General features: G+C 39.7%; 21 protein-coding genes and 1 pseudogene. 21 read left to right on the plus strand and 1 reads right to left on the minus strand.

The window, feature by feature from the left end; all coding sequences use genetic code 11:
• Positions 1-330: 330 nt before the first annotated feature.
• The 6 genes from I2484_RS10625 to I2484_RS10650 all read left to right on the plus strand — a co-directional run bounded on the left by I2484_RS10625 (position 331) and on the right by I2484_RS10650 (position 5,700).
• Entirely contained in the window at positions 331-1,224 is an 894-nt protein-coding gene (locus tag I2484_RS10625; protein WP_207150999.1) for a DUF6744 family protein, read from the plus strand.
• Positions 1,225-1,249: 25 nt separating this feature from the next.
• Positions 1,250-1,444 carry a hypothetical protein gene (locus I2484_RS10630; protein WP_207151000.1) on the plus strand — a complete coding sequence of 65 codons (195 nt, stop codon included), beginning with the start codon at positions 1,250-1,252 and terminating at the stop codon, positions 1,442-1,444.
• A gap of 87 nt (positions 1,445-1,531) precedes the next feature.
• Complete coding sequence (locus I2484_RS10635) at positions 1,532-2,698, plus strand: AAA family ATPase (protein ID WP_207151001.1); 1,167 nt, start codon at positions 1,532-1,534, stop codon at positions 2,696-2,698.
• 76 nt (positions 2,699-2,774) lie between these two features.
• Complete coding sequence (locus tag I2484_RS10640; protein ID WP_207151002.1) at positions 2,775-4,217, plus strand: VWA domain-containing protein; 1,443 nt, start codon at positions 2,775-2,777, stop codon at positions 4,215-4,217.
• Positions 4,218-4,571: 354 nt separating this feature from the next.
• Positions 4,572-5,489: a YIEGIA domain-containing protein gene (locus tag I2484_RS10645; RefSeq protein ID WP_207151003.1), complete on the plus strand. Its 918-nt coding sequence runs from the start codon at positions 4,572-4,574 to the stop codon at positions 5,487-5,489.
• 4 nt (positions 5,490-5,493) lie between these two features.
• The gene (locus tag I2484_RS10650; RefSeq protein ID WP_207151004.1) at positions 5,494-5,700 is read left to right on the plus strand and encodes a capping complex subunit for YIEGIA; all 207 of its coding nucleotides are present in this window, start codon (positions 5,494-5,496) and stop codon (positions 5,698-5,700) included.
• A 235-nt stretch (positions 5,701-5,935) separates the two neighbouring features.
• Here the strand turns inward: I2484_RS10650 and I2484_RS10655 are convergent.
• Positions 5,936-6,076 (minus strand): annotated as a pseudogene (locus I2484_RS10655) (multicopper oxidase domain-containing protein); the annotation flags it as partial.
• Positions 6,077-6,317: 241 nt separating this feature from the next.
• Between I2484_RS10655 and I2484_RS10660 the strand changes: the two are divergent.
• From I2484_RS10660 to I2484_RS10730, 15 genes are all read left to right on the plus strand, one after another.
• A complete protein-coding gene (locus I2484_RS10660) occupies positions 6,318-6,518 on the plus strand; it encodes a hypothetical protein (RefSeq protein WP_207151005.1) in 201 nt (66 codons plus the stop codon).
• A gap of 1,103 nt (positions 6,519-7,621) precedes the next feature.
• A complete protein-coding gene (locus tag I2484_RS10665; RefSeq protein ID WP_207151006.1) occupies positions 7,622-7,819 on the plus strand; it encodes a hypothetical protein in 198 nt (65 codons plus the stop codon).
• Positions 7,820-7,911: 92 nt separating this feature from the next.
• Positions 7,912-8,088, plus strand: a complete 177-nt coding sequence (locus I2484_RS10670) for a hypothetical protein (protein WP_207151007.1) — start codon at positions 7,912-7,914, stop codon at positions 8,086-8,088.
• A gap of 616 nt (positions 8,089-8,704) precedes the next feature.
• Positions 8,705-10,063 (plus strand): tRNA (N(6)-L-threonylcarbamoyladenosine(37)-C(2))-methylthiotransferase MtaB, encoded by a 1,359-nt coding sequence (gene mtaB, locus I2484_RS10675; protein WP_207151008.1) that lies wholly within the window; start codon positions 8,705-8,707, stop codon positions 10,061-10,063.
• A 115-nt stretch (positions 10,064-10,178) separates the two neighbouring features.
• Complete coding sequence (gene deoC / locus I2484_RS10680) at positions 10,179-10,850, plus strand: deoxyribose-phosphate aldolase (protein WP_207151009.1); 672 nt, start codon at positions 10,179-10,181, stop codon at positions 10,848-10,850.
• Between the two features lie 105 nt (positions 10,851-10,955).
• The gene (gene rpsU / locus I2484_RS10685; protein WP_067208368.1) at positions 10,956-11,129 is read left to right on the plus strand and encodes a 30S ribosomal protein S21; all 174 of its coding nucleotides are present in this window, start codon (positions 10,956-10,958) and stop codon (positions 11,127-11,129) included.
• Between the two features lie 190 nt (positions 11,130-11,319).
• Positions 11,320-12,654, plus strand: a complete 1,335-nt coding sequence (locus I2484_RS10690) for an NfeD family protein (protein WP_207151010.1) — start codon at positions 11,320-11,322, stop codon at positions 12,652-12,654.
• Complete coding sequence (gene floA / locus I2484_RS10695) at positions 12,654-13,667, plus strand: flotillin-like protein FloA (protein ID WP_207151011.1); 1,014 nt, start codon at positions 12,654-12,656, stop codon at positions 13,665-13,667. Before I2484_RS10690 ends, floA begins: the two co-directional genes overlap by 1 nt.
• Before the next feature lie 37 nt (positions 13,668-13,704).
• Positions 13,705-14,205 carry a hypothetical protein gene (locus I2484_RS10700; RefSeq protein WP_207151012.1) on the plus strand — a complete coding sequence of 167 codons (501 nt, stop codon included), beginning with the start codon at positions 13,705-13,707 and terminating at the stop codon, positions 14,203-14,205.
• A gap of 50 nt (positions 14,206-14,255) precedes the next feature.
• Positions 14,256-14,513, plus strand: a complete 258-nt coding sequence (locus I2484_RS10705) for a hypothetical protein (RefSeq protein ID WP_207151013.1) — start codon at positions 14,256-14,258, stop codon at positions 14,511-14,513.
• Positions 14,506-15,603, plus strand: a complete 1,098-nt coding sequence (locus I2484_RS10710; protein WP_207151014.1) for a sporulation protein YqfD — start codon at positions 14,506-14,508, stop codon at positions 15,601-15,603. Before I2484_RS10705 ends, I2484_RS10710 begins: the two co-directional genes overlap by 8 nt.
• Positions 15,604-15,607: 4 nt before the next feature.
• A complete protein-coding gene (locus I2484_RS10715; RefSeq protein ID WP_481886401.1) occupies positions 15,608-16,552 on the plus strand; it encodes a PhoH family protein in 945 nt (314 codons plus the stop codon).
• Between the two features lie 73 nt (positions 16,553-16,625).
• On the plus strand, positions 16,626-18,752 hold the full coding sequence (locus tag I2484_RS10720) for an HD family phosphohydrolase (RefSeq protein WP_207151016.1): 2,127 nt from the start codon (positions 16,626-16,628) through the stop codon (positions 18,750-18,752).
• Between the two features lie 22 nt (positions 18,753-18,774).
• Positions 18,775-19,245 carry an rRNA maturation RNase YbeY gene (ybeY, locus tag I2484_RS10725; RefSeq protein ID WP_207151017.1) on the plus strand — a complete coding sequence of 157 codons (471 nt, stop codon included), beginning with the start codon at positions 18,775-18,777 and terminating at the stop codon, positions 19,243-19,245.
• Between the two features lie 7 nt (positions 19,246-19,252).
• Positions 19,253-19,603, plus strand: a complete 351-nt coding sequence (locus I2484_RS10730) for a diacylglycerol kinase family protein (RefSeq protein WP_207151018.1) — start codon at positions 19,253-19,255, stop codon at positions 19,601-19,603.
• Positions 19,604-19,615: the final 12 nt, after the last annotated feature.

The following is a 19,615-nucleotide window of genomic DNA, read 5'->3' on the forward strand; positions in this document are numbered from 1 at the left end:
TTTTGTCTTTTGGTAAAGTGATCCGGCACAAATGTTCAGCCTTTGTACTCCTTCTTAAAGGGGATGTTAGGCAGACGTATTACACGTCAAAAATTTACTTAGGCATGTCAAAAGAAATACTTACGCATTTTGCGTGATATATATTAAAACCGATTTTTCCTATTCAGGAGAAGTCGGTTTTTTTCATTTAAAATGATAATGGAGGGGGATTGAAGAAGGTTTATTGAATTAGCACAAAACGGGTTATTTTAAAACGCATTTACTAAGCAATTGCTAGGTATTAATGTGTTTTTTTTATTTTAAATACAAAAATAGAGAGGGTTGTTAGGTATGTCAATTAATCTTGATAATATGACAGCTGTTCAAAACAAGCAGCAAGACGGTATTTTAGGACACTTGATGTGGTTTTCAGTTGGCAAGCAATTAGTCAAAATGGATGATTTAGAGCGGGGACTTGTTCAATCAGGATTGCCTGTTGAATGGATGCCAAATGCGATTCGTCCAGCTGATGCTTTCCGGAGAAGTACTAAAGAGATAGAGACTAGAAAATCTACTGGACACGCTGGCGTATTCGAGAACTTCCTTATACGTGAAGTGTTCTCGGACAAGAGCCATGTGCAAAGAAACATTGTAGTGGAAACAGTGAATCAGTCCGGTAAACGTCTTGATTACAACAGTCAAGCGGGAATTATCACACTGGATAAGCATAAAAGTTCTCTGACGTTTATTACGGAGAATGAAATTGCAAAAGAGCTGTGCTTTGAAGCAGAGCGTAATTTTAATATTTATAAAGACCATTATTCAGCTCAACAAATAAGAGTAATGGTGAGTAAAATACTTCAATCGCTAGCACCAACACCTGTACGTCCAAATGGAGGCGTTTATTTTGTCCCGGATTCGCATACGGAAGGTCTGAAGCAGCTCGTGAACTTCACATCCTCTCTAGAAAATAGTGAAGGATTCAAGATACCCGTTGTTAATACATTTGACAACAGGCAAATGGTAAACACAAAGCTTAACGATCATTTGGAATTGATTTTGATTGATTGTAAATCAAGTTCTAGGCTAAAAAAAGGACAAGTGAAAGAGATTATTGAAAATGCGAAATCTGTTATTGCCAACTATCGAAATTACAAAGGCATTGTCGCTAATGAAGCGGAAGCGCTAGAAAACAAAATTATTTCGATTCGTGCAGCGGTTACAAAAATGGTTGCGGATCTTTAAAGAATATAGGAATGGAGCGATCATAATGCCGGAGTTTTATCAAACAATAATGGGAAGAAAATTCTACGAGCGAGATATTGTTGATTGTGTGCAATCCATTAAGAAAATTGCCCAAGAGCTTGAACGTTCAAATGAATTGAAAGAACAAGAGTTGCAGATGAAAATGCGAGAGTTATCGATTAGAGAACAGGAATTATTTGTTCTTTCAGCAAAAATCTAAATGGTTATCTTAAAAGGGGATGTACGGTTGCATAATTAGCCGGCTTCCTATTTTTATTTACACTATAAATCAAAGGGGTTATTTAAAATGACAAACACTAATTTCGAAAAGTTAGAGGGAATCAGACAGGCACTTAATTCAAAGTTTTACGAACGAGAGAACGAGGTCGAGGGAATTCTTGTTGCGCTACTCTCTAGGCAACATATGCTCATGATTGGACCAGCAGGAACTGCGAAATCTGCATTGTCGGTTGAGTTGGCCAAAATTGTGCAAGGAACCGAGTATTTTCAATGGCTGCTGACAAGGTTCAGTACACCAGAAGAAGTATTTGGTCCGTTGTCGTTAAAAGACCTGGAACAGGGTGTATACAAGCGGAATACTGCAACTAAAATGCCAGAAGCGAATCTTGTTTTCTTGGATGAAATATTCAAGGCAAACTCGGCGATTCTAAACAGTTTGTTGACGCTAATAAATGAAAGGCTCTTTTATAATAACGGATCGCCAGTACACGTACCCTTGATCTCAGTTATTGGTGCTTCGAATGAATACCCAGATGAAGGGGAAGGGTTAGAGGCTTTATTTGACCGTTTCTTACTTCGGTTTGAACTAGACTATATTGCCGATGAAATGAATTTCGTCTCGATGATGAAGGGGACTGGTCAAAATCAAGTCATGCCTTCTATGACGATGGAAGAGTTAGTTCAGCTTCAATTCTTCGCGGACATGGTAGAAATACCAGACGAAGTATATGAAACTCTTTCAAAAATCCGGAATGAATTGCGTGATGAAGGAATACGACCTTCTGACAGACGCTTTAAACAATCTTTATCGGTGCTTCAAGCAAAGGCTCTGATAAACCAAAGACAGGTTGTAAAGGTTGATGATATTGTCATTCTTGAAAATGCGCTTTGGGAAACGATTGATCAAAAAGAAAATGTCTCTTTAATTGTTCGCAGTCACGCACAAGATGTCGTTACGCAAAAACTAGATGCAATTCAGAAGGAAGCAAATGAAATATATTCTTTCATACAGTCGGATTCTTCTACTGATGCCGGAGTGGAAGCTACCCAAAAAATGAAAACACTGGTTGCTGAGTTAAATAAGCTGAAAAAGCATAACCAAAGTCGGGATGAGGATATATATCCTTTAGTTAATAAAGTGAAGATGATGCAACAAAAGATTCTAGATCGAATATTAGAGCCGATGGATTTTGATGCTTCAAGTACAAGATCTACTATTGAAATACCTTTTTAAAAGTAAGGGGAGGAGTTGAATGTCGAGGAATGATTCCTTGGCATTTCTGTTTTTTAAATGAGAGGAAGTGTTTTGAGTGAAATTAACAAAAGTAAAAGACGAAAATCAATCTGTGTTGAATACAGATGCATTCGATAAAAGACGTTTCAATGAAATTTATGCTATGTCACAAGGTCTTCAAAGGTTAAGTGTTGATGGAGAGTTACCTACGTTTGAACCGTTACTTGCCGATATTTGGGCTTCATTATTTAAAATGAAACCTGAGTTGTCTGTAGATGATATTCCAGAAGATTTGAAAGTTAATCAGTCACTAATGCAACAAATTATGAGTGATGATTCGTTTGAATACTACAGAAAATATACTAGACTGGATGATTTATCGTCGGCCATTGGAACTGTGAAATTCGGGGAGAAAACGCATGAATGGTTAAAAGAACAAAAGGAACAAGATGGAGACCTACAAAAGAAAATGCAAGAAATACAGGCAATGCAAAGACAACTTCAAATGCAGGAGCAACAAAATGGAACTGGAAATGGTAATGAGAAACTTCAAGAAGACTTAAAAGAAGCGATGTCGGACTTAGATAGCCAACTTCAACTGTCGTTACAAAATAACAGCTATAGCTTTTCACAAGCAATGGCACAAGCTATGCAAGAAACCAAACAAACGAAAGATAGTTTGAAATCATTACTTGATGGCACAAGTGCTGGTAGTGGCGATGCAGAGCTGAAAAAAGTTCCTTTGTGGGACCAAATTTCATTAGCAGAGAAAATTGCATCTAATACACAAATGAAAGAAATTGCAGATTGGGCTGGTCGATTTAAACAGATTGCCCGTAACAAGCAGAAATCCAAGTATAGCGAATCAATGGAAAGAAGCGGGGTTACGTTAGGTAGCGATATTGAACGGTTATTGCCAATTGAACTAGGATTGTACATACATCCAATAACGAAGAAAGACTTCCTACGTCGCTTTATGGAAGGTCAAACGATGCAATATGAACAGAAAGGGCATGAGGTATTAGGGAAAGGTCCAATTGTACTTTGTCTGGATCAGTCAGGCAGCATGCACAAGTTAGATACCCAATCAAAAGGGTTTACGTTAGCGCTTATGTCTATTGCAAGGAAACAGAAGAGGGATTTTTGTTTAATCCTATTTTCTACTCGTACACAAATCTTTAAATATGAAAGAGGGAAAATAAAAAGTGCAGATATGATCAATTTAGCTCAAACTTTTTTAGGTGGAGGCACTGATTTTACGCTTCCGTTGGACAGAGCGATGAATGTAATTAGGGAAAGTCGTTTTAATCAAGCTGATTTAGTTTTCATTACCGATGGAGAGGACAAGGTGAAAGGTTCATTTCTTGAGACATTCAATAAGAAGAAGAAAGAAAAAGACTTCAATGTGCTTTCCTTAGTAATAGGATGTAATGCAAATACAGTAGCGCAATTTTCAGACAAAGTAGTGCAAGTAAAAGACTTTGATGATGCAGGAAGTTTTACAGCGTTTGAAATCTGAAATAAAAACGAGAAGCACTCATTTATAGCAACGAGTTCAGGTTCGGTATCCGGAGATAAAAGGACAATTTAAATAGAAATAACAAATCAATTATATATTCTTTAACAACGGATCAACAGTAAAATAGCATAAAAAAAAGCTCAGACTTAAATCTGAGCTTTTTTAAGGTTACAGAGTTTTTTTGTTACACAATCGCGCCCTTTTGGCATTAGGTGATACACGGATTTTTGGTAATTCTGAAATTATTTATTCGAGGTGTTGTGCAAAAATACCCAATCTGTCTTAGTTAGGTTTACTTTTTCAAAAACAAGTCCATTCTAACTAATAGTAAAGAAGTTGCAAGGAGGTTCGTTAATGGGCGGTCAAGAATCGATTATTTCAACGGATAATATTACATTAATCTTGACAGCAATGGCTATGGGAACGTTAGCTAGGATCTTAGTTTTAAAAGAGGACTATAGACAATATCCATCGTATCCAAATGGCTATATGATTCATATTTTTATTGGTTTCATTGCTTCCACGCTGGGTGCGGTGTTTGTGCCGGCGCTTATGGCAAGTAATTGGACAGCGGTAACATTCTTATCTTTAGCTATTCAACAGTTCCGGGATGTTAGAAAAACCGAACAGGAAAGCTTGCGGAAATTAGAAAATACTGAATTTACACCTAGAGGAGACGCGTATATCGATGGTATAGCTAAAACATTTGAATCTCGTAATTATATTGCATTAGTTGTCTCGATTTCTACGGCTGCTGCTATGCAGATTTACAAGGCTCCAATGTTGATATTAGATGTTGGGCTTGGAGCAATCACGGGTTTTATCATTTTATTCCTTTTGAAGCGATTTTCTAAAGGTAAAAAAGTTGGGGATATCGCAATAATCAAAGAAGCCCAAATTGAAGTAACAGAATCAAAATTGCTTGTCGATGGAATTTTTGTTAGCAATTTAGTTGGAACGGATAATGCGCAAAAGATGCTTCTGAAAGAAGCTTTTGCAGTGACTATTGAACCAAATGAAGATCATTATCGGATTACCTTAGACAATTTCGGGCAAAGAAAAGCCATTTTATTTGAAGCTACACGTACAATCGGTGTCAAACGATATCACTACGCCCGTAAAGATTTTGAAAGCGGTAAGACGATAATTGTTATCGTCCCGCTTATCCGTGACATGAATAAGCTAATACAAGCAGTAAAAAAAACACCTTTGCTTGAATCAGTTAAGAAAAGTCATGCACTTATGGATGCGAATGTAACGTCAGGAGAGTGAAAAGATGGGAAGAGAGAGTACCCAGAAGGAAACGTACAACATTATTGCTGCTGTAACATTGGCCCATCACAAAGTTTCTGGAGGTAATTCATTTGTTGTAGAAGCTCAAAATGAGGATGAGCAAAAACAAATTATGCTCGATATCGCTAAGGCTGTAAACGGAGATGTAACCAAAACAAGCAATGGAATACTTATAATTCTTAAAGGTTAAAATGAGGTACTAAGAGGTGTAAGTCCATCGCTTTTCGCAAAAAATCCCTTAGAAAAGTGTCTGATTTAGTGTTACCAACCTAGTGCCTGTAATACGTTGTTTTTTATACAGGGGTTCAATCTACTTTTACTGAAAATGTAAAATAAAAGAGCTGCTTAGAAACATGTTCTTGATAATTTGACTAATGCGGCTAGTGTTCCTAGCCGCATTAGTCTTTTTTAATATCCTGATTACCTTATTCTGGCTGGTTATTTGTTTCTGAATTGGGCGTAAAACTAGGTTCAAATCTTTCATAGTTTACTTGTGTGACCATGCCGGCTGAAGCATGATGCAAATCATGACAATGGAACATCCAGTTACCATGATTTTCCACTTTAGATGATAGTCTCCTCTTGTTTTAATTTTAGGAAACCCTTTCCATCATGATTATTCTAATTGTTTCATGTATCCTTAAAAAAAATCCTTACACTTAATTAGTCTTGGACCTACAATTCATTCGATATACCTCACCCACTTAACGGCAGTATCATTAATTCCTGTAAAAACCAGTACTGTAAAAAAACACAACCGATAAATCCATTTAATTGAGGAAAGATAAGATAAGAATGGAGGTGAGAGTGAATATGAAAGAATGTTGTTCACCAAGTGAAAACAATCAAAAAAAAGATCTGCCTAAAGTCGAAGAAAGTTGTTGTTCACCAAGTCAAAGCAGTCAAAAAATAGACTTGCCCAAAGTCGAAGAAAGCTGTTGTTCATCCCGGGAAAAAGATTACAAAAAGACAACCATGGAAGAGGAAGAAAATGGTTGTAGTTGTTAACATTATTTCTGTACTGAAAGACATTCCAGGTCGATTTCTTGGTTTTACATCCCTGTAAGAAATCAAAGAATGTCTTCTTACAGGGAGGGGCATATATTTGGATTGGTATTAGAAGTGCTAGAGGTAAGAAAAAACGTAAAAACGGGTACAGCAAGCATTTATTCTTAAGCTGTGTTTAAACAATGGTTACTTTTGGAACAAAGGATATCGAGCGATGGCTGTTGGAAATGGGCTTTATCAGAAGATTGACACATAAGTCATCCCTGTAATACGCATAATATCCAAGGAGGGACTTAGGAGGTGATAAAATAACAACGAAACAGCAAATTCAACAATGTATTACAGATTGCACGAATACAGTAAATATGCTTCGTACAGCCATCAACGGTGTTCCGAAAGCTGGTATTAGAGATATACTGGCTCAGGGAGCTGTACATATGGAGATGTGCATTCGCTAATGTGAGCATGCGACGGAGCATGTACAGTTGCAAAATAAAATATTAAAAAGAATTATGGTGAGTTTTCATGACGGGAACTCCGGTAAACGATGTCCAGCAATGCATCCAGCAGTGCGAACAAACAGCTCAGAAAATCCGTTCTATAGGTCAATCAGGAAACCGATCAGATGGCTAAAATGTTGCTGACAGAAGCAGCACACATCTGGATTTATGCCTTGTGGAATGCTGATTTTCTTTGAAGGAATTACAAAAATCGGCAATGGTTTATTTCTAAAGGGACTGAAATTTGAGGTTCAGTCCCTATTTTATTGAGTATTTTTAGATAAATAGAGTTCAACAGTTCACAAAAATTAATCGGTAATATTGAATATTTATGTATTATAATCTTTCTCCATGTCTATGTATAATTTTTGATCGCTGCCGAGGTAGGCATATATCACATCAGATTTGTAAGAGGTATCCTGCTTTGCCAATTCGTCCATCTACCTCTCTTTTGTTAGATACATTTGTTCCAAACTTCGCATTATACATAATTCTATGTACTAATGACTAACCTCGTACTGTTTTATAGTCAAGGCTTTTTGATTCTTTCAAGTTGAACGTTTATAATAGAAGGAACAGATCTTATCGAAAGAGGTGGGGAACATGGCGATTATAATTCCTTTTAAAAATAGACAACAATTAGAAACAGAAAATGCGGTTAAAGTTATGCGTGATTGGGAAGCCCATTTAGAATGGGAAGATTCGAATTGGCAGAAGGTAGTAGATAGGCAAGTAAAAGAAGGGAATTTGTCAAAGGAAGAAATTGGGTGGCTGAATGACTGGGTGGGCGAAGAGAAATAATTAGCATAGAAGTTGATCAAGGGAAGCTTAAAGGGCTATATCTTCAGAAAGTAAAAAAGCATTTACAGGAACTTGAGTCAGGAGTATTTTTCATGAATTCAAAGCATCTAGCTACATATTTAAACATGTTTTGGAGACTTCAAAATAAAGAATACAATGCTGCAAAACATATTATTTATATTGCTGATTGCCGAACATTTCGGGAAATCCGTTGTATAAAAAAACGCTTACTCTACCGAAAGAGTAAGCGGACAAAAGTATACACTTAAAAAATATTACATGAATTTTACACAAAGATTGTCGGAAGTGCTGATTTAATAGTATCCATGGACGTAAATTGAAACCGGCCTCGGAGTTGTTTAGGCCGACACCGTGGTCACGGATCTAGGTCTTCCCAGACGTTTGTACAATGTTGCATAGGGATGGAAAGTTCCCTTTTAAAGTACTCACCGGAGGAAGAACAATCTAATGTTGTGTATTTCACCCTACTCTGACAAGTACACCGTCCCGTTTTTCACACTAATAAGTAATCATGTTTTTGAACATGATCCATACCACAACGGAATCGGATTTAACCAATTTCCTTTTCCGGATAATTGGATTCTTTACGACTATCCCTTGGTAGTTTTTTAATAAGTTATAACTTTGCTCTCGAAGTAAGCCATGTTCATACGTTCGCCATTTTCTTCTAGTATCGACTAACAAGCAGGACTTTTTTGAAGTTTGCAGACCATTTTTTCTTTCTAATAAGGTTGCGTTGTGCCCAATTTAACAAACCATCGTTAATAATTGATGACCTGAAAGGTTAGACCAATTTTGCATAATTGTGATATTATAGGATAAGTCATGTTTTTATTGAGTGTAATGAAAGGATGAAAAACAAATATGGGTAACAACGAGCTTCCGAAAACCGTATCTCTGTATACGCTAGGTTGCAAAGTGAATCATTACGAAACCGAGGCAATCTGGCAACTTTTTAAAGATGCCGGTTACGACCGCGGGAATTTCGAAAAAAATTCTGATGTTTATGTCATTAATACGTGTACAGTGACGAATACCGGTGATAAGAAAAGCCGGCAAGTCATCCGTCGCGCTGTTCGGAAAAATCCGGACGCAGTTATTTGTGTAACAGGATGTTATGCACAAACGTCTCCTGCGGAAATTATGGCGATTCCAGGGGTAGATATCGTTGTCGGAACACAAGATCGGACGAAACTCCTTGGGCTCATTGATGAATTCCGTTCGGAGCGTCAGCCAATCAATGCTGTCCGCAATATCATGAAAAACAGAATCTATGAAGAGCTCGACGTTCCCACATTTACTGATCGTACACGTGCATCTCTTAAAATCCAAGAAGGATGCAATAACTTCTGTACGTTCTGCATCATTCCATGGGCGCGTGGACTAATGCGTTCACGTGATCCACAAGAAGTAATTCGTCAAGCGCAACAACTTGTTGATGCGGGTTACCTTGAAATTGTATTAACCGGTATACATACGGGTGGTTACGGTGAAGATTTGAAAGATTACAATCTTGCACGACTGCTTCGTGACCTTGAAACACAAGTCAAAGGACTGAAACGCCTTCGCATTAGTTCGATTGAAGCGAGCCAACTGACGGATGAAGTGATTGATGTCCTGCGTGATTCAACAACTATCGTTCGCCACTTACACATCCCGATCCAATCTGGTTCAGACACGGTTCTGAAACGTATGCGGCGGAAGTATACGATGGCGTTTTTCGCAGAGCGTCTGGACAGACTTCGTGAAGCGTTGCCGCACTTGGCAATCACTTCGGACGTCATCGTCGGTTTCCCAGGTGAGACGGAAGAAGAGTTCATGGAAACGTATAACTTTATACGTGATCATGGATTCTCAGAACTTCACGTTTTTCCTTATTCAAAACGAACGGGTACTCCTGCCGCTAGAATGGAAGATCAGGTTCCGGAAGAAGTGAAAAACGAACGTGTTCACCGTTTGATTGAATTGAATGATCAGTTAGCGAAACAATATGCGTCTACTTTTGAGGATGAAGTGCTTGAAGTCATTCCAGAAGAGAAGTATAAACTTGACCCGGAAAGTGGTCTATATGAAGGCTATTCAGACAACTATTTGAAAGTTGTTTTCACTGCCGATGAATCAATGGTGGGCAAAATTGTTCGTGTGAAAATTGGACAAGCAGGTTACCCATATAGCGAAGGTCAGTTTGTCCGCGTTATAGAGGAAGAAACACAGCATGTTTAAGGTTTCTATAAAAGCTGTTTCTACTTGATTTTGAGTTGAAACAGCTTTTTTGGTGCAGAAACGACTTGTTCTTGATATGATGTGAGAAGTACGGACGACTCAAGGAGGAATTCATTTGAATACAAATTTTGCAACTTACATTGATCATACATTATTGAAAGCTGACGCAAAGAAAAATGAAATCGAAACGTTATGTGAAGAAGCTCGAAAATACACGTTTGCATCAGTTTGTATAAACCCGACCTGGGTGAAAACAGCAGCGGCAGCGCTAGAAGGATCACCTGTTAAAGTATGCACAGTGATTGGTTTTCCTCTAGGGGCTTCAACTTCTGAAGTAAAGGCGTTTGAAACTGGGAATGCAATTGCAAACGGTGCAAATGAAATCGATATGGTTATCAATATTGGCGCTCTTCGCGGTGGTGATGATGAAACTGTGAGAAAAGATATTGAAGCGGTAGTTAACGCTGCAAAAGGAAAAGCAATTGTCAAAGTCATCATTGAAACGTCTCTTTTAGCCGATAAGGAAAAAAGGAAAGCATGTGAACTTTCGGTCCTTGCAGGTGCTGATTTCGTGAAAACATCGACAGGTTTTTCAACGGGAGGTGCGACAGAAGAAGATGTGAAGTTAATGAGAGCTGTTGTTGGACCTGAAATGGGTGTTAAAGCGTCAGGTGGTGTCCGAAACTTAGAGGATATGAAGAAAATGATTGACGCGGGAGCTACAAGAATCGGCGCCAGTTCAGGCGTTCTAATCATGCAGGGCCTTGAATCCAAATCTGATTATTAATTTAAAAGTTTTATATTGACCTATAGTTAAATCCGCGGTATAATTTATGAGTACATGGCACTTGGTCATGTTCTAGAAGTGTGTTTGGAGGGAGGGACAAGAGATATGTCGAAAACTGTTGTTCGTAAAAACGAATCGCTTGAAGATGCTCTTCGCCGCTTCAAACGTACTGTATCCAAAAGTGGAACAATACAAGAGGTAAGAAAGCGTGAGTTTTATGATAAGCCAAGTGAAAAACGTAAAAAGAAATCTGAAGCTGCAAGGAAACGTAAATTCTGATTTCCTGTGGTGATGAGTTCGACCTTGTTTTAAAACTAAAATTTGGTAAACCGGAAAATCCTTTATGGGTTTTCCGGTTTATTTGTATATGCGGTAAAACAAAACTATTTAAGGGAAAGTGAAACTTCCGAGCAATTTAAACGTATATAGAGATATAATAGAATCTATAAAGAGAGAGGTGAAAAAAACTATGCATAAAATGATAGGAAGAATTATCCTGTTCATTTTATTCGTATCGGCATTCGCATTCCCACTCTTAGAAACAGGAGCGGCAACTTCGAAAGTCTATAAAGTTCCAGTTGAGGACGTTGTTGAGAAGGGATTATACGCATTTTTACAGCGGTCATTTGAAGAAGCGGAAGAGGCTGGAGCAAAGGCTATCATTCTGGAAATTAATACTCCAGGTGGGTTTACCGATGCGGCTGACCAAATCGCTAAGCTAATGGATGAGAGTCCTTTAAGAGTAATCGCTTACATTAATAATAAAGCAATCTCTGCTGGTGCATTCATAGCGCTTTATGCTGATGAAATCTATATGTCACCTACCGCAACAATGGGAGCCGCACAAGTAATCGATTCTGCGGGAAATGCGGCGGATGTCAAAGCTCACAGTGTTTGGGTTGCAGATATGATAACTGCGGCTGAGTCGAAAAAAGGCCGAGAACCGAAATATGCAGAAGCGATGGCAGATCCTGAAATTAATCTACCTGATTATCGGGCTGGAGTAGGGAAGCTGCTAACGCTAAAAGCGGATGAAGCAAAAAAAGTCGGTTACAGTAACGAAACAGTTGAGTCCTTCAATGAGTTGCTAAAAATAACAGGACTTGAAAATGCGGATATCATTTCAACAAAAGAAACATTTGCTGAGAGCATTGCACGTTTCGTCACACACCCGATTGTAGTGCCAATCCTCTTATCGATTGCAGGATTAGGGTTTGTACTTGAATTATACTCACCGGGATTCGGTGTACCAGGAACAATGGCTGGAATTTCGTTGGTTTTATTCTTTTACGGACATCTTGTTGCGGGGCTTGCTGGTTACGAAACGATTATCTTGTTCCTTATTGGGGCGGGTCTGGTCGTTGCAGAAATCTTCCTGCCGCATGGTATAGCAGGGGTCATTGGATCGCTCGCAATTATTGGAAGTATTATTATGGCGGGCGGCAATCCGATGTATATGGCGATTTCTGTCCTTATCGCGGTTGCTATCGCTGTTATAGGGATGGTGATTATTATGAAATTTTTCGGTAAAAAATTGCACTTGCTCAACAAGGTTGTACTAATGGATACAACTGATACGGAAAGCGGTTATGTTTCGAATGTGAACAGGATTGAATTACTTGGACGCATTGCTAAAACATCTACACCGCTAAGGCCATCTGGAGCAATTGAGCTTGATGGCGAGCGAATTGATGTCGTTTCTGAAGGAAGCTACATCGGCAAAGGAATAAGTGTTATCATTGTAAAGGTTGAAGGTTCCCGGACAGTAGTAAGGGAATCAAAAGAGAAAGGGGAGAATGAATAATGCCAGCAATCGCAGGTTCAGCAGGTTTAATAGGTATTGTAGCAATCGTTGTTATCGCAATAATAGTATTGTCCGTATTTTTCACACTCGTCCCTGTAGCGCTATGGATTTCTGCCATGGCAGCAGGAGTAAGAGTAAGCATCTTCACACTGATTGGTATGCGTCTCCGCCGGGTTATCCCGAGCCGGATTGTCAATCCACTAATTAAAGCACATAAAGCTGGACTCGATGTAACAATTAACCAGCTTGAAAGTCATTACTTGGCTGGAGGGAATGTCGACCGTGTTGTCAACGCCCTAATCGCTGCACACCGTGCAAATATCGAGCTTACATTTGAACGTGCTGCGGCTATCGATCTTGCAGGTCGTGACGTTTTAGAGGCAGTTCAAATGTCCGTTAACCCGAAAGTTATTGAAACACCATTCATCGCTGGTGTGGCAATGAACGGGATTGAAGTTAAAGCAAAAGCACGTATTACAGTACGTGCAAACATCGATCGTCTTGTCGGTGGTGCTGGTGAAGAAACAATCGTTGCCCGTGTTGGTGAAGGTATCATCTCGACAATTGGTTCATCAATCAACCATGCAAAAGTATTGGAAAATCCAGATATGATTTCTCAAACGGTCTTAGCAAAAGGTCTTGATTCAGGTACTGCATTTGAAATTCTATCAATTGATATTGCAGACGTTGATATCGGTAAAAACATCGGTGCAGAACTTCAAACTGAACAAGCAATGGCTGATAAAAACATCGCACAGGCAAAGGCAGAAGAACGCCGTGCAATGGCTGTTGCAAATGAACAAGAAATGAGAGCGAAAGTTGAAGAGATGCGTGCGAAAGTTGTCAGTGCTGAAGCGGAAGTTCCGCTTGCAATGGCAGAAGCGCTACGTAAAGGTAATATTGGCGTCATGGATTATGTGAATTATAAAAACATCCAGGCAGATACAGGAATGCGTGATTCCATCAGTAACTTTGGTGGAGATAAGGAAGCTACAGAAATTAAGAAGAACTAATAATTGAGAAGCCATTTCCTGGAAAGGGGATGCACGAATGGAACAGTTAATCATTTTTATCATTTTGGCAATTGTCGGATCTTTATTTAGAGGCAAGAAAAAAGAACCTGCAAAGGGTCCGCAGTCTAAGCCAGTCACGGCAACGGGGCGCGCTTCAGAGGGTCCGACAACAAAATTAAAAGAGATGTACCGTGAATTGCAAAGAGAAATGGCAGGAGCGGAACCGGAACAGCCTAGTCGCCAGCTATCAAAGCAGCAACAACAGGCACCAATAACGGTTCCTTCGTCTCCTGTAGTAGTACCACCAGCAAGACCGACTGCTGATAGAAAAGAACGTGCTAATTCATCAGCGAATCGTCACATCGAACGCCCCGATTCATCTGTGAATCGACATAGTGGAAGATTAGCTGCACATGGTGGTCAACGTCCAGCTGTGTCTTCTATACAATCGCACGATTTAATGCCGAAAAATCAAGATGACTTGCTGAAAGGCATTGTATTCTCTGAAATTTTTGGCCCACCGAAATCAAAAAGATAAGCATTGACCCTCTATCCGAATCATACGATGTGGATAGGGGGTTTTATATTTTGAAGAGACTATTTCAGACCGGTTCATCAGTTATAATTGAAGATTTCGCTTCATTACGGATTAACGGACCTTATTCTTTGCTAAAGCTTGGCCCCGATTTTGCGATCATTAAGAGTGGAGATTACAGGATTGAGGCGATAGGCACTGATTTAAAAGTTGAAACGTTATCAGAAGAAGTTGCTGTTTTTACATTCACTTCAATTACTACTATGAATGTGACCACAGGTGCAGATAAGGAAGCGGAGCTCAATGCGTAAACGGTATGCTGTCAAAATATCGGGCGACGGCAACCTTTCCGGATTCCTCACAAAACTTATTACAATTGGAACGAAAATAACATCGTTATCAGTTGTAGATGGGGTAGCACGTTTTCGAACAGATCGTAGCGGGCTTCGTGCTATCAGACGTAATAGAAGGCATTATCGGTTAAAAGTAGCCATTTCGATTGCGAATCTTGAATCGGGCTCGATTGGACTATTCACATCTAGCCGCTTTCTCATCGCATGTCTCATTCCTTTTGTTGCCTCATTGTTCCTGTGGACAGTAGATGTTGAATCAGATATACCGGAAGTCGTGGACAGAATAGAAAAGAAACTCGAAAAAAACTCTATCGTTTTGTTAAGACCTTTAGCTTTAATTCCTGATGAAGGTGAAATTCGGCGAGAGCTCATGCTTGATGATCCTGCTTTATCATGGGTTAGATTTAGACGTGTTGGAACGTCGCTGACAATTATTCCGATGTTATCACCTCCTACAACTAAGATTGTTGAAGCGAAAGAACCCCCGTCTCACCTTGTAGCGCGTACAGGAGGCGTTATAACGAGTTTTGAGCTAGAAAAGGGGGAACGGGTCGGTCATGTTCATCAGACTGTTAAGAAAGGGGACGTGCTAGCCACAGGTATACTGGAGCAAGGTGATAAAACGACAGTTGTTGGAGCGGACGGTGCTGTGTATGCGGATTATTGGGTCGAATACACCTTTACCCTCCCGAAAAAAATTAATTTTCAGTTACAGGGCGAGGAAATTGTGAACTATTCTTTTAACCTACCGTGGAAGCAGCAAGGCGAAGAAGCATGGTCTTTATGGTCTTTCATTGAGACAGAAAGATATATGGAAGAAATCGCAGGGCACTTTGAATTGATTGAAGGTATGGAAGAAACGGTTATAATTCCATTACTAAAAAACAAATTATTGTCGGAATCTTTTTCAAAAGCAATTATTAAAGATGAAAAAGTTTTACACGTGACATTCGATGATGATAAAGTTAGTGGGACAATATTGTTTCTTATCAATGATAATATTGCTGTAAAAAGACTGATTCCCAAGGAGACTGAGCCTATTGGATGAGCAAATGATTCAATTACATGTTGAAGACCCGAATGAAACAATAATGCTTCTTGGAATTTCTGATCAGAATATGAAACTGATTGAAGAGCAGCTAAACGTTTCTGTATTGACGAGAGGCGACACGATTTCAATCAGTGGCGCTGAAGATAGTAGGAATTCGGCTAAAGCGCTTTTGGAACAGTTGTTGAAAGTAATACGTAAAGGCATTAATATCAATCAACGTGATGTCTCAACTGCTCTTGAGATGGTGAAAAGTGGCACAATTGAATACTTTGCAGAATTGTACGATGAAGAAATTTCAAGGAATATGAAAGGTAAAGCGATTCGTGCAAAGACAATCGGTCAGCGTGAATATGTCAGTGCGATTCGATCGAGAGACCTTGTATTCTGTATCGGGCCAGCTGGTACGGGGAAAACGTACTTAGCGGTCGTACTAGCTGTTTTGGCGATGAAGACGGGTTCTGCGAAGCGGATAGTCTTAACACGTCCTGCAGTCGAAGCAGGAGAGAGTCTGGGCTTCCTCCCGGGCGACTTGAAAGAGAAAGTTGACCCATACCTTCGCCCGCTGTACGACGCGCTACACGATGTCCTGGGAGCGGAGCAAACGGATCGGCTAATGGAACGAGGAGTAATCGAAATTGCACCGCTCGCCTATATGAGGGGACGGACACTCGATGATGCATTTATCATTCTCGATGAAGCGCAGAATACAACAAAAGCACAAATGAAAATGTTTTTAACACGTCTTGGTTTCGGATCAAAAATGGTTATCAATGGCGACAAGACGCAAATTGATTTACCAAGAGGTACAGAATCTGGTTTAATCGTTGCAGAATCAATCCTTAAACAAGTTGGAGATATTCACTTCCAGTACTTAGAGCAAGGTGATGTCGTTCGTCACCCGATTGTTGCAAAAATAATTGAAGCATACGAACAGGAGCAGTCATAGAAAGTGACTGCTTTTTCTTTAGAATCATCGCTGCTCTGATTATAGCTATAGAGAAGCAGGGGGAGAGATTCCAATGTTCAAACCAATTAGGAAACTAGTTAAATCACTGAAATTCAATTATTTATCCTTGTTTTTAATCGGCCTATCCTCCATACTTCTTTTTACTTTCATGTATGGCAGTGTGAAAAAGGAAACCTATGAATTGAAATCTTTTCAAATATCACCAGATACAATCCGTTCCTTAAAAACGGTTGAGGATACTGTGAAAACCGAACAAGATAGGGAGCGTGCCGCTAATGAAGTAGGCCCTTACTATGTATTTTCAGAAGACGTTGTAAAAAACAGACAAGCAATCGCAACGTCCTTGTTCGATTTTCTAATCGAAGTAAAACCTCAAGATGTGCACGATCAATCTAATTCAGAAATGTCTTCTAAGTCTTCCAAAGAATTAGTCGGACAAATGCGCACTAAACTTACCAGTTTGGAAAAGGAAGAACCTAGTCTGCGACTTAGTGATGACGCTATAGCTAATCTTTTATCTCTGAGTACAGAGGCTTTACTGAAAGCGAAAAGCATATTAGTCGGTGTACTAGGTGAGGAATTATCGAAACCGGTACGAACGGCGGATCTGTCGACTGTCCGTTATGAAGTAGAACGGAAAATTAGGCTTACAGATTCGGTTCCGCCTTCAATTTTGCAAACGCTAGTAACACTTAGCCGGTCTCTTGTTGTAGAGACAGAATCGATTCATGAGGAAATGACAAAGGCTAGGGTTGCACAGGCGCGAGAAAGTGTCGAACCTACCCGTATCTTGCAAGGACAAGTGATCGTCCGTGAAGGGCAGGTCATTGACAAAGAAATATACAGGCAATTAGAGCTAGCGGGCGTATTGTCAAATCAATCGTCTATGAAACCGTTGGCAGGTCTTATTATATTTGTCCTGTTTGTGGGTGCAATTATTTATATGCATTTCCTGTCATGGCGTGAAAATAGGGTTGTGAAGAAAAAGGCATTACTCATTGTATTAGTTGTCTTTTTCCTGCTCGTCATCATGATGAAACTCATCTCCCTTATTGAAAAAGATTTCGATGTTCTGTTGGCTTTCCTGTTTCCGACAGCATTGGCACCCATGCTTATTAAGCTATTGACAAACGAGCGGCTTGCACTGATGACGACAATAATCACTGCGGCAACAGCAGGCATTCTGCTACAAGAAGGTTATGCGGCAATCATTCAGATGGAAGTTGCATTGTACATACTTTTCGGAGGTATTATGAGCTTGTATTTACTAGGAGACAATGGCAGACGTTCGAATATTTTACGGACAAGCTTAGGGGTTTCTGTTTCCAATATGATGTTCATCGCATTTTACCTCTTGATGACACAGTCATCTTACGATTTGACGGAATTAGTGTATTATATGATAGCGGCAATTGTTTCGGGTATTTTGTCAGGAGCACTTACAATTGGGCTTATGCCATTTTTTGAGTCCGCCTTTCGGCTATTATCGGATATGCGACTTATCGAACTGTCGAATCCGAATCACCCGCTGCTTAAAAAAGTGCTAACTGAAACACCAGGTACTTATCATCACAGCGTTATGGTCGCAAATCTAGCCGATGCGGCATGTGAGTCGATTGGTGCGAATGGACTTCTTGCCAGAGTGGGAAGTTATTATCATGATATCGGAAAGACGCTGAGACCTGGTTACTTCATCGAGAATCAGCATGCTGGTCAAAATCCACATGACTCATTGCCACCAGAAAAAAGCAGGGATATCATTATTGCTCATGGAGAAGACGGTGCGAAACTTCTTGAAAAGCATAAGATGCCAGTAGAAATAATTGATATTGCTCGTCAGCATCATGGAACGAGTACATTGAAATATTTTTACTTTAAAGCTAAGGAATCTGGGGAAGATGTAAAGGAAGAGGATTTCCGTTATGCAGGACCAAAACCTCAAACAAAAGAAATCGCAATCATCTCAATTGCAGACAGTGTTGAGGCCGCTGTACGATCAATGAAAGAACCGACATCAGAAAAAATTGCAGCTCTCGTACGATCTATCGTTAATGATAAAATGAACGATGGCCAATTCGATGAATGCGATCTTTCTATGAAGGAATTGAAGAAAGCGGAAACAGTTATCTGTGAAACGTTAAATGGAATTTTCCATAACCGAATTGAATATCCGAAGTGAGTACGAAGGGAGCTAATAGTAGATGTTGGAGATATATTTTGAGGACGAAACAGCTAGAGTCGATGACAAAATCGAGGATTTGATCCGGAAGCTGTTAAGTCATGCTGCAAAAGAAGAAGAACTAGCAGGAGAAATGGAAGTTTCGGTAACATTCATGACAGATGCAGACATTCAGGAAGTGAATGCAACTTATCGTGGTAAAAATGTACCGACAGATGTCATTTCATTTGCACTCGAAGAATTAACGGAAGGCGAAGTGGCTATTATTCCTGAAGAAGGCATGCCAACCGCTTTAGGTGATATACTTATTTCAGTGGAAACAGCTGAACGGCAAGCAGGGGAATACGGACATGATTTTAATCGTGAAATTGGATTTCTTGCGCTTCATGGCTTCCTTCATCTTCTTGGCTATGATCACATAACTGAGGAACAGGAAGCTGAGATGTTCGGCAGGCAAAAGGAGATTCTCGCTTCATTTGGACTCGAGAGGTGATTGATCAATGCGGAAGTTCATTCAATCATTTGTCTACGCATGGAATGGGATCCGTTATGGCATAGGCGCGGAACGGAATGCGAAAGTGCATGTTATGGCCGCAATCATTGTCATTGTAGCGGGTTTTATGACGGGCCTTTCGAAGTCAGAGTGGTTCATCGTCATTATTCTGATTTGCGGAATGCTGACGCTTGAGCTGATGAATTCTGCTGTCGAACGTGTCGTCGATCTACTAACAACTGAACGCCATATACTCGCGAAACAAGCGAAAGACCTCGCAGCAGGTGCGGTCTTAGTGTATGCGATTGGAAGTGCAATAATCGGTTTAATGTTATTTATTCCGAAATGGTTTAACTAAATTAAAGAGGTG

The sequence above is a fragment of the Sporosarcina sp. E16_8 genome (assembly GCF_017347095.1).
Taxonomy (GTDB): Bacteria; Bacillota; Bacilli; order Bacillales_A; family Planococcaceae; genus Sporosarcina.

Bases quoted from the DNA above. Each gene is read 5' to 3' on its own strand.
- ybeY (WP_207151017.1), top strand. From the start codon at position 18,775: ATGTTGGAGATATATTTTGAGGACGAAACAGCTAGAGTCGATGACAAA.
- I2484_RS10645 (WP_207151003.1), top strand. From the start codon at position 4,572: ATGGGCGGTCAAGAATCGATTATTTCAACGGATAATATTACATTAATC.
- I2484_RS10650 (WP_207151004.1), top strand. From the start codon at position 5,494: ATGGGAAGAGAGAGTACCCAGAAGGAAACGTACAACATTATTGCTGCT.
- I2484_RS10665 (WP_207151006.1), top strand. From the start codon at position 7,622: ATGGCGATTATAATTCCTTTTAAAAATAGACAACAATTAGAAACAGAA.
- I2484_RS10730 (WP_207151018.1), top strand. From the start codon at position 19,253: ATGCGGAAGTTCATTCAATCATTTGTCTACGCATGGAATGGGATCCGT.
- I2484_RS10670 (WP_207151007.1), top strand. From the start codon at position 7,912: ATGAATTCAAAGCATCTAGCTACATATTTAAACATGTTTTGGAGACTT.
- floA (WP_207151011.1), top strand. From the start codon at position 12,654: ATGCCAGCAATCGCAGGTTCAGCAGGTTTAATAGGTATTGTAGCAATC.
- rpsU (WP_067208368.1), top strand. From the start codon at position 10,956: ATGTCGAAAACTGTTGTTCGTAAAAACGAATCGCTTGAAGATGCTCTT.
- I2484_RS10720 (WP_207151016.1), top strand. From the start codon at position 16,626: ATGTTCAAACCAATTAGGAAACTAGTTAAATCACTGAAATTCAATTAT.
- I2484_RS10715 (WP_481886401.1), top strand. From the start codon at position 15,608: ATGATTCAATTACATGTTGAAGACCCGAATGAAACAATAATGCTTCTT.
- I2484_RS10625 (WP_207150999.1), top strand. From the start codon at position 331: ATGTCAATTAATCTTGATAATATGACAGCTGTTCAAAACAAGCAGCAA.
- I2484_RS10690 (WP_207151010.1), top strand. From the start codon at position 11,320: ATGCATAAAATGATAGGAAGAATTATCCTGTTCATTTTATTCGTATCG.
- mtaB (WP_207151008.1), top strand. From the start codon at position 8,705: ATGGGTAACAACGAGCTTCCGAAAACCGTATCTCTGTATACGCTAGGT.
- I2484_RS10710 (WP_207151014.1), top strand. From the start codon at position 14,506: ATGCGTAAACGGTATGCTGTCAAAATATCGGGCGACGGCAACCTTTCC.
- I2484_RS10630 (WP_207151000.1), top strand. From the start codon at position 1,250: ATGCCGGAGTTTTATCAAACAATAATGGGAAGAAAATTCTACGAGCGA.
- I2484_RS10635 (WP_207151001.1), top strand. From the start codon at position 1,532: ATGACAAACACTAATTTCGAAAAGTTAGAGGGAATCAGACAGGCACTT.
- I2484_RS10700 (WP_207151012.1), top strand. From the start codon at position 13,705: ATGGAACAGTTAATCATTTTTATCATTTTGGCAATTGTCGGATCTTTA.